Consider the following 15,174-nt stretch of genomic DNA (forward strand, 5'->3'; position numbering starts at 1 on the left):
CCCTTTACTTTCAACAAGAAGCAAAGGGTAGAATTGTCTCGAAATATCGGGTGCCTTGGAATGGCATATTGATTAACAGCGGATTTGAGGAGATTTGGTATGAGTTTTTTTATAAGCGATGCGATAGCTGCAGGTACTGCAACCCCAGCTGCACAGCCTGATGGAACTTTTTCGCTGATAATGATCGCAGCTATTTTTGTTGTTTTTTATTTTATGTTAATTAGACCGCAAAACAAACGCGCAAAAGAACATCGTGAAATGGTTAGCAATCTGAAAAAAGGCGATGAGATTGTAACATCGGGTGGCATACTTGCTAAAGTAGTGAACATCGATGAGCAATACATCAAAGTTGCCCTTGCTGACGGAGTTGAAGTTAGTATACAGCGAGGCGCAGTGAGCGCGGTTTTACCTAAAGGTACAATTAAATCCCTTTAAGTTTTGATACTGGGACAAGCACATGCAGAATAAATATCCACTTTGGAAAAATCTTATGCTGATCGCTATTGTAGTGATCGGCTTAGTTTATGCGATACCCAATTTATACAGTGAAGATCCTGCTGTGCAAATTTCTTCGCAATCGCCTGTTGACATGGAACAATTAAAGCAGCAGGTAGAAACGCTTTTGGATGATGCAAAGATTACTCATTTTCCAATCACGACTTCAGGCGATCATCTTGAAGTACGCTTTAACTCTCCTGATACTCAATTAGTTGCACGAGACATCATTAAAAATGGGTTAGATTCCCAATACACTGTTGCACTCAATCTTGCACCTGCTACACCAAAATGGTTTAGTAACATCGGTGCAGAACCGATGAAGCAGGGTTTAGATCTTCGTGGAGGAGTAGATTTTCTTTTGGAAGTTGATGTTGATAGCGTAATTAATCGTCGTTATGAAGGATTAATGAAAGGGATCAGTCAAGATTTACGTGAAGCAGGAATTCGTTATTCTGGAATTCGTTATGTTGCGGATAAAGGAGTCGATATCAGTTTTCGCAGTCCTGATCTAATGAATAAGGCGGCTGATGAGATTAAAGAAAAATTCCCTAATCTAACACTGACCAAATCTGAAATTACTAGCACCGTTTCAATGTCATTATCACCTACTGAGTTGAACTCTATTCGTCAAAGCACCATTGAACAAACAATGAGTATTTTGCGTAATCGAGTGAATGAGTTGGGAGTAGGCGAAGCCGTTGTACAGCAGCAGGGAGCGACTCGTGTCGAGGTGAATTTACCCGGGATTCAGGATGCAGCGCGAGCTAAACAAATTCTTGGTGGTACGGCAACACTTCAATTTTATTTGGTTGATCAAGATAATGATGCTCAGGTAGCTAAGCAGACTGGGGCTGTGCCAGTAAATGACAAGTTATATACCATGGATGGGCGTCCCATTCTCTTAAAGCGCCAGGTTGTTCTGAGTGGTGATTCAATTACAAGCGCAGTTTCTAGCTTTGATCAGCAAACGGCTACGCCTGCAGTACAAGTCCAATTGGGTGGGGGAGGAGAAAGTTTATTCACCAAAATCACTCGAGAAAATATTGGTAAGCGAATGGCAATTGTTTATGTGGAAACCAAAGCAACCACGCAAACAGTAGATGGGGTAGAGCAAAGGGTGACTCATCGTGAAGAGCGAGTTATTTCTGCGCCGGTCATTCAAAACGCTTTAGGCAATAATTTCCAAATCACTGGATTGACAGATAGTAAAGAAGCAAGCAATTTAGCTTTATTATTAAGAGCTGGAGCATTGCCTGCAGTGATTTATCCGGTGGAAGAAAGGACAGTAGGCCCTTCTTTAGGTAAAGAAAACATTCATCGAGGATTGGTATCCCTGGAAGTAGGAATGGGATTAATTCTAATACTGATGTTAGTTTATTATCGCTTCTTCGGGTTAGTTGCCAACATTGCACTATTTTTAAACTTAATTTTGCTCAGTGCATTAATGTCAATTATCGGAGCAACATTGACTTTACCGGGTATTGCCGGATTCGTACTCACCGTTGGTATGGCGGTCGATGCAAACGTACTCATTTATGAGCGAATTCGCGAAGAACTACGGCATGGGCTCTCACCGCAAGCGGCAGTTTCTGCGGGCTATGATCGTGCTTTCGCGGCGATCATTGATGCGAATGTGACAACACTTATTGTCGGTATTATCCTGTTTGCAATAGGTACTGGGCCTGTGCGTGGTTTTGCGGTAATTCTCTGTTTAGGATTAATTACCTCTATGTTAACCAGCATTACCTATACACGAGCTATCGTAAATTGGTACTACGGTGGTCGTAATGTGAAAAAATTATCAATTGGTATTTAAATACGAGGCTTAGATGGAATTTTTTAATCCAAATTCAAACATAGATTTCATGGGCGCACGTAAGTGGACAGCCATGTTTTCTGCGCTTATTTTTGTGCTCTCCATTGGTGCTTTGTTAATTAATGGATTAAATTGGGGATTGGACTTCACAGGGGGAACCCAGATTGAAGTGAGTTTTCCTCAAGCAGCGGATCTCCCTATGATCCGAGATAATCTATATAAAGTAGGTTTCAAGGAAGCACAAGTTGTTAGCTATGGAACCTCCAAAGATGTATTGATTAGTATTGCCCCACGTGCAGATCGCGATCAAACTTTACTTGTTAACAAAGTCATGGAGCAATTACCTGGCGCAGTAAAACAACGTGTTGATTTCGTCGGACCGCAGGTCGGACAGGAACTGGCTACCAAAGGAGCCTTAGCAATTATTGTATCCTTGCTGGCAACGATGATATATATTGCCATGCGTTTTGAATATCGCTTGGCAGTAAGCTCAGCAGTGGCCTTGGTGCATGATCCAGTATTGATTCTTGGTGTTTTTGCTTTCTTTGGTATTGAGTTTGATCTGAAAGCACTGGCGGGTTTATTAGCGGTTATCGGTTATTCCTTAAATGATACCATTGTTGTTTTTGATCGTGTTCGTGAGAATTTTATTAAGATTCGTCGGACCAATCCTTTAGAAATTATGAATATTTCTATTAACCAAACTTTATCGCGAACCATCATGACTTCGCTATTGACCTTGTTCGTGGTAGTCGCATTGTTTGTTTACGGCGGTGAAACGATTCGTGGGTTTGCTCTAGCGCTTATCATCGGTATTGTCATTGGAACCTATTCGTCCATTTATGTTGCTGGTGCACTTGCAGTGGTAATGGGCCTTGATAGAAAAGATTTTCTCCCGTCACAACGTAAAGAAATCGATGAGAGACCATAGATTATCATTAAATTATGCCTCGAGAATTCACCTATAGGGTTGGGCCTTAGCCCAACCTATGAAATTAGAGGCATTGACCGTAAGTCGCTCACTCCATCAACCCATCTACCTTTGCTGCACAAATAAAATCATTATGGCTTAAACCTTTTAAGGCATGAGTCATAAAGCGCACATGACAGTAGTTGTAGCCCACTTCGAGATCAGGATGATGGTTTTCGGTATTTGCTATCCACGCTAATGCATTTACAAAAGCCATTGTTTCGTAAAAATCAGCAAAGGAAAAAGAGCGTTTAATTTCTGTATTATCTGCTTGGATTTCCCAATTTTCATTGAGTTGTGGCATCAGATTATTAATCTGTTCAGCATTCAAGGCCTGGCCAATGCCTTCACAAGATTCGCAGTGTTTTTGACGTAAATCAGTTTTCACAGTAACTCCTTAGTTATTTATTTCAGCTAGACAATTTGCAAGTTTATCGAGTAAGCAGGCATTTTGTTGAGCATTGCCGATACTTATTCGTAATTGGTTTTCCAAACCATATTGGATTAAGGGACGAACAATAATCCCATGTTTGAGTAGATATTGATAAATTGGCCGAGAATCAGTTTGATAATCGATAGTAATAAAGTTACAGCTTGAGGGAAGGGAGTTTATTTTCAAGGCTTCGAATCCACGCAAGAGTTGCTGCATTCCTTCCTGGTTAAGTTTTAAACTTCGTAAAATAAAATCATCATCGTCAAGTGCCGCATTGGCGGCTACGAGAGCCGCAGTATTGACGACAAAGGGGGGTTGGACACGCTGGATTAATTCAGTAATGTGGGGATTTGCAATCGCATACCCCAAACGTAATCCCGCAAGCCCATAGACTTTAGAAAAGGTACGAGTAATGACTAAATTTGGATGTTGTGCAAGAAGATTAATACTGCTTTTATCACCCAGCTTATAGGCATATTCATAATAGGCTTCGTCCAACACTAATATGGTTGAAGGGGGAATATGAGTAATCAAGCGTTTGATTTCTTCTGGCGGTATAAATAACCCAGTGGGATTATTAGGATTAGCCAGAAAAATAAGCGCTGTTTGATCATTACAGGCTTCAATCATCGCAGAAATATTGACTTGCCAATCTGGATTAAGAGGAACCGTTGAGATTGGGATACCAAGCGTTTGTGCTTGCAGGCGGTAGGAAATGAATGCGTATTCGTGAGTTAATACATGCTTTCCTGTGTGTAAAGCAAAAGTAATCAATAAAATAAGAAACAATAAGTCAGTTCCATTACCTAGAGTGATCATCTCTTTACTCAGACCTGATTTCTGGCTCAACTTGGACAAAATTGGATGATTAGCTGGTGATGGATAATTGGCAATTTGTGCGCCTGACAGTTCTGCCAAAGCTTTTTTTGCTAAGGGACTACAGCCCAGCGGATTTTCGTTACTGGCAAGTTTTATAATATCAGTTATGCCTAATTCGCGAGCGACCTCTTCAATGGATCTCCCTGGAATATAGGGATGTAGTGAGCGAATTCCGAGATGAGGAAGCAGGTAATAATCGCAGGACAATGGCTTTCTCCTTATAGATTCGCAAAATGAAGAGTATTACACATCTTACCCAACAGCTAAATAAAAAGGAACGGCTATAATTTTCTGCTTTGAAAACTTGTTTGGCTGTGGGTATCTCCATCTAGGCTTCCTAATTAGGCAGCGTTGACATAAGTTCAGGGGATTGCATTTCCTACTCTTCGATCTTAAGCTATGCGCTGCAGCAGCCTCAGGAATGGAATATGACAAATCAAAACGGGTTTTCTCTACTCGAAGTATCGGTATCTCTTTTGTTAATCGCTAGTTCTTCTATTGTGCTTTTACATCAGCAATGGCAACTTTCTCAATTTCTCAATCAAGTGTTAATCAGCTCACAAGCCCTGGTGCTTTCTGATAATTATAATGAAAAGCGCTCCACCTCTTATTAAGTTCTCAACCAGGGATAGGCAAGATGCAAAAACAAAAGGGCGTTGGTTTAGTTGAACTAATGATTAGTGGATTGTTAGCAAGCCTTCTTATCGCTGTGGTCGCACAGCAATATCTGATTTCTAAACAACAATATTCCCATCTGCATGGCCTATTAGAACAAGATTTGGAATTGCAATTGATCAATGACTTGCTGCGCAATAGTGTGAGAAAGGCCGGGTTTACTCCCTGTTTGGGGCTTAGCTCACTAAAATCATTCGATCAACGTAATGGAAGAACAAACCTTGCTGCAATTGAAAGCAGGGTCAGCAAACCTAATAGTTTACAGCTTAATCGGATGAGTGAATATTTTACCCAAGCTAAATTAGTCGGCCAAAACCAATTATTGCTACACTCGGACTTACAATTGGAACCCCAACAAGTGCTGTTAATCGCTGATTGCTATCATGCGGAAGTGCAGCAAGTTTTATCGGCGAAAAAAATAAACAAGGGGACAATTCTCACGCTTTTACACAATCGACTCTTTGATTATGTTGAGCCAATTTATCTTGGTGAATGGATTGAAGAGGCCTTTTTCGTTCAAAAAAATCAACAGGGAGTTTCAGCTTTATTTTATCATCAGAAACAGAATGAAGAATTAAGCACGCTAATCAAAAACATGTCAGTCGAGGTAAAAAATTATCAAGCTAAGACTTTTGTGGGTGTAATATGGGAATTGGAAAAATCGAAAACAGTGGAGCTTGAAACGGAGGTTCGAGCAGGATGAAGAGCCAGCAAGCAGGGATAGTCCTGATAACAACTATTTTACTAATAGCTGTATTGTCCTTATTAGTCTTGTCACAAATGCAATTAGTTTTTTTAGATTATAAGGCCCTCAATCAATTGACTGAACAACATGAGTCTTTTTTACAGCTCGAGACAGTAGCAGGTAAACTAATTTCAACGTTAGATTGGTCTCGATCCGAGCGCTGTGCCCTACCGTCCAGTGATCCAAATGAAGTTTTACAGTTATTAAAAAATAAACGCGGTTGCGTTTTAATTCATAAAAAGCATGAGTTTTACTATTTGATGGAAAACTTAGGGGTATTTCCCTGTTTACAAAGGAATGTGAATGAAATTAATTACAGTACGCAACATCAACGAATTAGCATTTTATCGACTACTGACTCAACAGTTTTACAGTTAAGGATAGCAAAATTGGCAAAATTAGAGCGCTGTAATCAGAACGAAATAAGGTTGAGTAAGCTAGGGTTACTTAGTTGGCGTTATCTAACTTAGACAAATATAGCCCAAATGATTAAGTTTAGGATCCTTTTCTGAGGTAGAAAGAGAAGAGAGATCACTTTGGGAGCAAAGTTCTTCAGGCAAACGAGAGAAATTTTCTCCTGTAGAAAAAAACGGCAATTCTCTAGCTGATGGTTCTTTCTTTTCGCGCTGAGAATAGGTTGAGCTAGTAGCATGCTGGGATACTGTAATGGCTGGAGACTCTAATTTAGGTTCTGGCCCGCTATCTAAAGAAACATCATTAAGAACCATGACAGGCTCCTCGTTGTTATAAACCGCTTCCAGATCGTGCAACTGTTCTTGAAGATGCTCTCTTAAAGTGGACTCTTTATGTTTGAGCCATAAATATTTAGCCGTATAGACTAATCCAATTGCCGCGATTGCACCGATAGAAATAGCTAATCCGCCTCCCGGAAAAAAGCACCAAAGTGCCATAATAGCGACGATGGCCAAAGCAGCGAGTAAATTGATTTGCAAGGACGACATCCGGCTTTCATAGCCAAAAACACGTCGAGCATAGGCACGGTGCACACTTAATTGATCATTTTCGTTAAGATGAGGACTGAAGAATTTATATTGAAAATATTCTTGAGCTAAACAAAAAAGTTCTTTAAGGACATCTATTCCGGAGCCAAGAACAAAAATACCAGCAATAACGGGACTCATCACTACCCCAGCTGCTAAAAGGAGAATAGAAGCAGTCAGCTTAGCTACTGTGGTTAATATGAGAAAAAAGTTATCACGGAATCGGTTGGCTATCGTCGCTTTTTGATTATGGTAATTCGAGTAAAAATCAAAGAGACCCATGCTAAAAGTACCAATTAACCCTAATATCGGGGCGCCGTAGATCCAAGAACTAAAGGCTTTAATGAGCTCCCATGTGAGCTGCAATGTCGATGTGGCCATTAAAGTTGTTATCAGGGTTACGATAATGCCGCTGCCGCCCAAAAATAATGTTAGTTTTCCGAACTGAGTTTTTTTATCAATGAGGCTAATAATATAATCGGATTGTGAATATCCCTTTTTCGCAAGCTTTAGAAGGAATTCATAAATAGTTAGATTTTCTTTTTTAAATTCTTCTTTCCATTCTTGGGGAGAAATATTTAAGTTTTTTACAATAGATTTAATCTGTGCCTTTATTTCAGGACTGGCGGAAATGGTTGTTTTGTGAAAATCTTTCTCTAGCTCTTCTAGATTCTTATCATAATATTTCATATGATTTTTCAGAGTATCCGTGCGACCACCCCGAAAATAAGAATCAAAAGATGTCAAACTTGAAACCAAAAAGCTCAATTTTATTATTTCTCTAATTTTTGATAAAACGCATGATTGAATTAAAATAAATGCAAAGCTATTCTAATTTCAACAAGGCGAAAAAAAGATATAAATAATGAACAAAATATGATCTTTTGTCAAGCGATATATAGCGCAGTTGGATGTAAAATTGTCTTTTCTGACAATAAAAATTGGTAATTTGGAAATAGCATTCTCCTTTTTTTTTTAAAAAGATTAAGGGTTAGACCATTTCTTTAATCAGTGCATAGGTTTATTCTTATACCCGGAATAGATCAACATGGAAAACTATGGTCCTCGGCGACTTACTAACCTTAGCAATAAAAAAAAATGCATCTGATTTACATTTATCCGCAGGTTTGCCACCTATCCTACGCATTGATGGCGATTTACAAACACTTAATTTGGCTAGTTTAGATCAAGAAAATTTGTTAGCAGTTATTCAAAAAATAATGAATAAAGAACAACAAAACATCTACCAAAAACGACTTGAAATCGATTTTGCCTTGCAATTTGATGATCAATACCGATTAAGAGTTAATATTTTTACGCAAATGCGAGGAATAAGCGCAGTATTTCGTATTATTCCCACAAAAATTAAGACAATTGAAGAATTAGATTTCCCAATTATGTTTAAGAAAATTGCTTCCTATACCAAAGGACTTATTTTGGTGACTGGACCTAGCGGCTCCGGCAAAAGCACCACCCTTGCAGCACTCATTGATTATATTAATTCCTACCAAAATAAGCATATCATCACGATAGAGGATCCCATCGAATTTGTTCATAAAAGTAATCATTGTCTGATTCATCAACGAGAAGTTTATCGAGATACGCATAGCTTCGCATCAGCACTTCGTTCTGCTTTGCGTGAAGATCCTAATATTATCATGCTTGGCGAATTGCGAGATTATGAAACAATTCGCCTTGCTATGACGGCTGCTGAAACAGGCCATTTGGTTTTTGCAACTCTACATACGAATTCTGCAACAAAAGCGGTGAATCGCATTATTGATGCGTTTCCCGGGGAGGAAAAATCAACTATCCGCACCTTATTGTCTGAATCGTTACAAGCGGTAATTGCACAAACCTTGTTGAAGAAAAGAGGGGGCGGACGTGTTGCTGCATTCGAAATCATGATTTCTACCCCTGCTATCCGCAATTTAATTCGTGAAAATAAAATTGCTCAAATGTATTCATCTATACAAACAGGTCAAACAATGGGCATGCAAACCTTAGAACAGCATATAGAAAAATTGAAAACAGCTCGCTTAATCGCGGAAGAAGAAACAAGCTAAGCACCGCGAAGCACCCAGAACTGAATTCTAATGAAGCACGGAGCTAGGTTGTTTCACCTCATTATCCGTATCTTCGTTACCGGTTTTGACAATAAGTAGAATTCCAGCACTGCCAGCTAAACCAGTTGTCGCTAAAATCATAGGCAATACTGCTCCTACATGCGCGATTAGACCGGTGAAAACGGAGGTTAACCCAAAGCAAAGTGCCATAACCGAACCGGTGACGCCCATTACCCAACCTTGCTCATTGTGATTAACCTGGTTGGAAAAGATGGTGAGTAATACCGAATAAGCAACGGATAGACTTATACCAATCATTAACGCAGCAACCCAAGCTACCCATTCTTCATTAATCAGCAAAGTGGCTAAAACAAAAGTGGCAGTTAAAGTTAAGCCAATGATCACTATGGATTCAAAGGCAAAGCGCTTAGTGCAAAGATTAACGATATAACCGCAGCCCACACTAAATCCAAGTCCCATTACAGCGAGGAAAAAAGAATTTTGCATGGTTGAATAGTGGTAGGTTTGCGATAAGTACAATGAGATAAACGAAAAATAATTTGACCAACCAAAGATCATAACCAGCAACACGATAGAATATTTTTTTATTGCATCGTGTTTAAAAGCAGAAATAAAAATATGCATCGCATTATGCCATTGAATAGTCATTTTATCGGTGGTTTTAATGAAGGTTTCTTGAAAAGACCATTGGAGTAAAAATGCGTTTAATAGGGATAAAGCGGCAGCAAAATACATTGGCGTTTCAAAATTAAACCAAGAGACTATGCGACTGTCTGAGAGTAGCCCGCCAAAAATGGGACCAAAAACAAAGCCAAGCGATACCGATAACAAGATAAGTCCAATGTTTTGGGCTTTATGTTCTTCAAGACTAATATCGACTATTGCTGCCTGAGCAATTGGTTGGCTACCTGAGGTAAAACCAGCAATGATACGCCCTAAAATTAGTAACCAAAAATTGTGATAAAGAATAGCGATCGCGGATAATGAATAGCCTATAAAAGCGCCGATAAGGCAGATCATAAGCGATTTTTTGCGCCCCACGTTATCCGATAAATCGCCAAGAATAGCAGCGCCAAAAAACCAACAGATCATAAAAATACCGATGGTTAATCCATAATAAAAATCACGCAAACCTAGACTGGTATCGACCGGCAAAAAACCTGCTTGCGGATCAATCAAAATAGTATTTAAGATCGGAAATAATAACCCCAATCCCATGCCATCAATAAATAAGACGAGGAAAAGAGGAAACATGGATGCTAGAGATTTTTCTTTGTTCATGATTTTAAACCTAAAATGTCGTTCGTTATAGTAATCTTAACTACCTAATTTGACAAATTTTCCAGCGATTATATTCACGAATTTCTAAAATTTGGCATAACATGGAAGGGATATATACTATCTTCTTCATAAAGAGTTTCCCGGCCAAAAAGCGTAGTATCAGGTTGCTTAAAATCGAGGAATTTTCTATCACTAACCGAGGTTTGATTTGTTTGACGTAATTCATCTAAAGCCATTTGGCCTATTTCGATGATGTCTTTTGCCCAAGACTCGTGGACTTTAAAAGAAAATTCGATTAAATGTCGAACGATATCAGCAAGAACAATTTGACCGGCCCATTCTCCTATTTGATTACGAGATTTGCCTACCAGCGCCTCATGTGAGGTGGGGAGCAGCCAGCTAGAGGCCTTATGAACATATCGCTTGTCTTTCAGTGTATAAGTTGTATTTCTAGTGTTATCAAGCAGTCCGCTAAAGAAGGGGGTATTGATTTGATATTTTTTAGGCAAAGACTCTTGAAGGGACTCCCAGGCGTTTAGATTGCCACTGTCAGATAGATAACTGTGTATGCTTAAATTGAGAGGAACATTTTGCTTCCCTTTTCGGTCTGTGAAAAAATATCGCCACCGGTCAGTGGGTCCACCTAAAACTGTATCGATCAAATGAAGTTGAATTGTTTCGATTTCGATTTCACCGCGCAGCGATTTTTGCTCAAGCCATTCCTGCATTTGGCTAAGAACAAATCCACCGCGACTCCAACCCACCCCGCAGATAAGTAATGTTTCATCGGCTTCTTTGGCTTCTTTGGCATGTCTTTCTACGAACTGCTTTATTTTTTCAAGATTAGCAGAGACGCCATTACAGCCGATGTGACCATCGATGAGAGCGCCAATTGATTTGAAGAGAGAACCGTTTTCCTCAGTAATATCAGTACCTGGACCGTCAAGAATGAGCATATATTCTTCTTCGCAGCGTTTAGCTAATTGATTGATAAAATTATTGGGATCATACATTAGCCAAGTTGCCATATTGCTGAGAGAAAAAAAGCTAAAATACCCCGAGTTACTTGTTTTTTCCTGAGTTAGAGAAATTGAGCCATTGGCAAGGATAAGAATTTTTCTAAATTTACTCATAATTATTTTTATCCTCCTTATTTAAGATTTGATGAAAAAGACACAAGCAAGCTTTCAAACTTATCATACTTAAATATATAAAATTTGCTGTCAATTGCGGGAGGCTCTAATTTAAATCGATCTACTGTTATTGTGAGTAACTTATGGATTTTTAGGAAAAATTTGGACGAAGATAAGCATTTTGTTCCTGCAATTGCTGGTCTTGTAGAGTATCAGTTACAGCTTCGAACAATTCAGACTCTTGGGGATCTTCTTGTTTTTCCGGCTGAGGTAGATTGTTGGGACGGTTAGAAAAATTATTTTCCAGTTGGAGTAATGCAGTGATTGTGGAGGATTCTAGCGTTTCTTCATTTTCAGCATCAATTTGCTCCTGCTCTGAGGGAGCAAATTCGGAGTATCCATCCATAAAATTATGCCAACTATCTTGGATTAAATGAGGTATTCCTAACAAACCATAATGCCCCTTCATATTTGCCAGAGATGAAAGCGCTGTTGCACCCAAACCAGCTAGTAATATTTCGATTATAACTGCTGATTCTCCTAGTGCCGGCATCAATAAAGCAGCCAAGCTTCCCATAGTGCCACCAAGAATAAAATGAAGCGATTGGATAATTAAGGTTGCAGATAATTCGTCATTTTGATATTTCCTTCCAGTTAGTAAAGTACGAATTTTTCCTGCTAGGGTTTTAGATTCGGCTAATTGGTGATGTCCATCATAGACGAGTTCGTCAAGCGAATAAAAATGAAAATTCAATCCATTTTCTTTATCTTTTTGGGCTGCTGCAACATAGAAATTTATAAACTCTTTTTTATCACGAAAGAGATAAACACCATGATTGGAATCCATATATCGTATTTCATTCTCATGTTGCACGCTCAGATAGCATGAGTGACGTTGTGTGGAAAATTTAAGGGTTATGTTTAATTCTTTTCCTTCATTTTGCGCCGCAAAATTGTAAAGGTCCTTCGCTCGTTTTTTTGGATCAGGACAAAAATATTCCCGAGTAAGTCGCGTTCTTTTGATCAGTGCTTGATCCTTTTCTCGATCACTTTGATTTTTCTGATAATCATAAATTCTTTGCTCGAGATCCATTGTCGAAACTTTATTTTTATAAGGAGATATTGTGGGATCGACATCTTAGGTAGCCCAAAATCCTCATTAATCGTAGTAGGGCAAGATAATTGCCATGCAGCTTTGTTGGTCAGGAAAGATAAGGCGGGGTTCGCAGTCTGGTGTTTGTAATAAGGTTGTGCATGCTAGTTTGTTATAATTGAAACAATAATAAGTCATCGCTTTGATTATATAGCAATTGGTATAGGGAGGACAGGCTGAGTAATATCTATGATGCCTGCTATGGCTTATAGAGCAGATGAAAAAAAGACAGGCGCATAAGAAAGCTCTTAACACCCAACCATTGGTTTTCCATATAAAGCATTTAGCGAATTGTGTCATCTCATTATTCCATTTATTGATTGACTTGCTTAAAGAAAGTATTGGATTTAATTCGTGATTTAGCAAGTGCCCCCGCAGTGTAATGAATTGCGAATCCCCGTGGCTTTGACTGCGGGATCGATGGATCTTGCTCGCAATTGTTTCTAGCCTATTGAAAATCGACCCTGCGGCCAAGCGACAGATTCGCTAGAATTAATTCAAGCTATACTTTTAAAATAAACCTGAGATTCGCTAAAACAGGAGCCGTTATGTGGCAGATCTTTATAGGATTCTTACCCTGGATCTTATTCTCAGCTTTTTATGGTAAATCACGGCAAGAAATTGTTTTGACTTTAATCATCAGCTCGATTGTATTATTGGTCTCTGAATGGCGACAGCTTCTTAAAGGGTTTATTTTAAGTTGGGGAACGTTGCTATTTTTTTTCTTAGTCTATGTGTTTACTCTACTCTTTCGCATCGATTGGGTAGTGCAAAATGCCTGGATGCTGTCTAATGCATTCTTGGCACTAATCGTCTGGTTTTCTTTATTTGTTGGTAAGCCTTTTACTATCCAATATGCCTATGAGCAAACCCCCAAACAAATCTGGAATACCCCAGGATTTTGGCATGTAAATAAAAGGCTCACCGTAATGTGGGGGCTTATCTTAACCTTTTCTGCTGTTTTATATTTAATTCCTTGGGGAGTGACTACAGCACAGGAAATCATCTACCAAGTTCTTTTGTATGCACCAATGACGTTGGGATTTTATTTGTCTAAGAAATATCCCTCTTGGTATCGTGAACGACAAATAAAAAAGCGCTTGCAAGCCAATCCTTGTTTACAAAATAATTTTGCCCCTATTCGTGAAGAGAGTGATTTTGAAAATTTAATAGTAAAGGGTGAAATTCCTAAGCATTTGCAGGGCGCTTATATGCGAAATGGTTCTAATCCAGCTTTTGATCCAATTTCTTACACTTATCCTATCGATGGAGATGGAATGATTCATGCGATGTATCTTGAGGACAAGCTCCACTATCGCAATCGTTATGTCAAAACTAAGGGCTTGTTACTTGAACAAAAATTAGGTCGCGCAATTTATGGCGGGATTGCAATGCCTATTCCTCCAGATCCTAAATTAATTGGTCCTAATGATGATCCAGGTCCGTTTAAGAATGGCGCCTTCATTCATATTATTAAACATGCCCAACGGTATTTAGCGATGTGGGAAGGGGGGCCGGCTTATGAGGTGGATCACGAGTTAAATACCATTGAGGAATGGCATCCAGGAACCACCAAACCGCTGCATGTAGGCCCGCATACCCGCCTGGATCCTGACACGAATGATTTATATCTGATTAATTATGATTTGGAGCCACCTTTTTTAACCTATCATCGGGTTAACTCAGAAGGGAACTTGGTGGAATCAGCGATCATTGAGAAGGCTTATGGAACCATGATGCATGACTTTGTCATGACGGCAAATTATCTAATCTTTTTTGATTGTCCCGCAATCTTTAATCTTGACGCTGCTGAACAGGGCGCTAGTGTTTTACAATGGCGCCCAGAGTTAGGTAGCAACATTGCGATTGTTGCACGAGATGATAAAAACAGGCCCATCCTATGGCTTAAAACAAAAGCATTTTTTGTATTTCATTTTGCTAATGCCTATGAAGAAGAAGATAAAATTATCGTGGATTATGTGCGCCATAGCTGTTTAGAATTCGGAGTGAAAAGCGAGGAGGGGGGAGAAAATAACCCCCCGCAAATGGTTCGCATGGAAATCGATTTACAAACTAAAACACTGCGAGAACTTCCTCTTGCTGACTATATGGCTGAATTTCCAACGTTCAACACACATTATACTAGCAAACCTTACCAATTTATTTACGCACCAACTCGAGCAAATAATACAGATATTTTCACCTTTGATGCTTTGGTGAAATATGATTTACCAACTAAAACAACGACGATTCAAGATTTCAGTGGGCAATATCAAATAGGGGAAGCTGTATTTGCACCTAAGCCGAATGCGCAAGCAGAAGATGATGGGTACTTGCTTCTTTTTGCTTATGATAAAAAGCGAAATGCCAGCGACTTCCTAATTCTTAATGCAAAAGAGATAGAAAAGCCTCCCATTGCTATTATCCAATTGCCAAGACGAGTCCCTCATGGTTTACATGGCTCTTGGTTTCCCACTCCGAGGATAGATTAATCTTTGGCTTG

General features: G+C 39.2%; 14 protein-coding genes. 8 read left to right on the plus strand and 6 right to left on the minus strand.

The features are described 5' to 3' along the window. The first annotated feature begins 99 nt into the window (after positions 1 to 99). From yajC to secF, 3 genes are read left to right on the plus strand one after another with little or no spacing between them, the layout of a single operon-like run. Positions 100 to 435 (plus strand): preprotein translocase subunit YajC, encoded by a 336-nt coding sequence (gene yajC, locus Ldro_RS07180; RefSeq protein WP_058495718.1) that lies wholly within the window; start codon positions 100 to 102, stop codon positions 433 to 435. Positions 436 to 457: 22 nt separating this feature from the next. Further along, positions 458 to 2,314, plus strand: coding sequence for a protein translocase subunit SecD (gene secD, locus Ldro_RS07185; protein ID WP_058495719.1), 1,857 nt, complete (start codon positions 458 to 460; stop codon positions 2,312 to 2,314). Positions 2,315 to 2,327: 13 nt separating this feature from the next. Further along, positions 2,328 to 3,245, plus strand: coding sequence for a protein translocase subunit SecF (secF, locus tag Ldro_RS07190; RefSeq protein ID WP_058495720.1), 918 nt, complete (start codon positions 2,328 to 2,330; stop codon positions 3,243 to 3,245). An 88-nt stretch (positions 3,246 to 3,333) separates the two neighbouring features. Here secF and Ldro_RS07195 read toward each other — a convergent pair whose 3' ends face one another. Continuing rightward, positions 3,334 to 3,672 (minus strand): 4a-hydroxytetrahydrobiopterin dehydratase, encoded by a 339-nt coding sequence (locus Ldro_RS07195; RefSeq protein WP_058495721.1) that lies wholly within the window; start codon positions 3,670 to 3,672, stop codon positions 3,334 to 3,336. 9 nt (positions 3,673 to 3,681) lie between these two features. Then, positions 3,682 to 4,803 carry a histidinol-phosphate transaminase gene (gene hisC / locus Ldro_RS07200; RefSeq protein WP_058495722.1) on the minus strand — a complete coding sequence of 374 codons (1,122 nt, stop codon included), beginning with the start codon at positions 4,801 to 4,803 and terminating at the stop codon, positions 3,682 to 3,684. A 221-nt stretch (positions 4,804 to 5,024) separates the two neighbouring features. Between hisC and Ldro_RS07205 the strand changes: the two genes are divergently transcribed. From Ldro_RS07205 to Ldro_RS07215, 3 genes are read left to right on the plus strand one after another with little or no spacing between them, the layout of a single operon-like run. Beyond that, the gene (locus Ldro_RS07205; protein ID WP_058495723.1) at positions 5,025 to 5,210 is read left to right on the plus strand and encodes a prepilin-type N-terminal cleavage/methylation domain-containing protein; all 186 of its coding nucleotides are present in this window, start codon (positions 5,025 to 5,027) and stop codon (positions 5,208 to 5,210) included. A gap of 23 nt (positions 5,211 to 5,233) precedes the next feature. Beyond that, positions 5,234 to 5,974 (plus strand): PilW family protein, encoded by a 741-nt coding sequence (locus tag Ldro_RS07210; RefSeq protein ID WP_058495724.1) that lies wholly within the window; start codon positions 5,234 to 5,236, stop codon positions 5,972 to 5,974. Then, positions 5,971 to 6,486 carry a hypothetical protein gene (locus Ldro_RS07215; RefSeq protein WP_058495725.1) on the plus strand — a complete coding sequence of 172 codons (516 nt, stop codon included), beginning with the start codon at positions 5,971 to 5,973 and terminating at the stop codon, positions 6,484 to 6,486. Before Ldro_RS07210 ends, Ldro_RS07215 begins: the two co-directional genes overlap by 4 nt. Here the strand turns inward: Ldro_RS07215 and Ldro_RS07220 are convergent. Continuing rightward, complete coding sequence (locus Ldro_RS07220) at positions 6,478 to 7,707, minus strand: hypothetical protein (RefSeq protein WP_131764228.1); 1,230 nt, start codon at positions 7,705 to 7,707, stop codon at positions 6,478 to 6,480. The genes Ldro_RS07215 and Ldro_RS07220 overlap by 9 nt on opposite strands. A gap of 368 nt (positions 7,708 to 8,075) precedes the next feature. On the opposite strand from Ldro_RS07220, the gene Ldro_RS07225 reads away from it, so the two are divergent. Next, positions 8,076 to 9,083, plus strand: a complete 1,008-nt coding sequence (locus Ldro_RS07225) for a type IV pilus twitching motility protein PilT (protein WP_058495727.1) — start codon at positions 8,076 to 8,078, stop codon at positions 9,081 to 9,083. 27 nt (positions 9,084 to 9,110) lie between these two features. On the opposite strand, the gene Ldro_RS07230 is transcribed toward Ldro_RS07225, so the two are convergent. The 3 genes from Ldro_RS07230 to Ldro_RS07240 all read right to left on the minus strand — a co-directional run bounded on the left by Ldro_RS07230 (position 9,111) and on the right by Ldro_RS07240 (position 12,611). Beyond that, positions 9,111 to 10,385, minus strand: coding sequence for an MFS transporter (locus tag Ldro_RS07230; RefSeq protein WP_058495728.1), 1,275 nt, complete (start codon positions 10,383 to 10,385; stop codon positions 9,111 to 9,113). Positions 10,386 to 10,459: 74 nt separating this feature from the next. After that, the gene (locus Ldro_RS07235; RefSeq protein ID WP_058495729.1) at positions 10,460 to 11,518 is read right to left on the minus strand and encodes a hypothetical protein; all 1,059 of its coding nucleotides are present in this window, start codon (positions 11,516 to 11,518) and stop codon (positions 10,460 to 10,462) included. A gap of 151 nt (positions 11,519 to 11,669) precedes the next feature. Continuing rightward, on the minus strand, positions 11,670 to 12,611 hold the full coding sequence (locus Ldro_RS07240; RefSeq protein WP_058495730.1) for a hypothetical protein: 942 nt from the start codon (positions 12,609 to 12,611) through the stop codon (positions 11,670 to 11,672). 608 nt (positions 12,612 to 13,219) lie between these two features. Between Ldro_RS07240 and Ldro_RS07245 the strand changes: the two genes are divergently transcribed. Beyond that, entirely contained in the window at positions 13,220 to 15,163 is a 1,944-nt protein-coding gene (locus Ldro_RS07245) for a carotenoid oxygenase family protein (RefSeq protein ID WP_058495731.1), read from the plus strand. Positions 15,164 to 15,174: the final 11 nt, after the last annotated feature.

This window comes from Legionella drozanskii LLAP-1, from assembly GCF_001467585.1.
GTDB classification, from domain to species: Bacteria; Pseudomonadota; Gammaproteobacteria; order Legionellales; family Legionellaceae; genus Tatlockia; species Tatlockia drozanskii.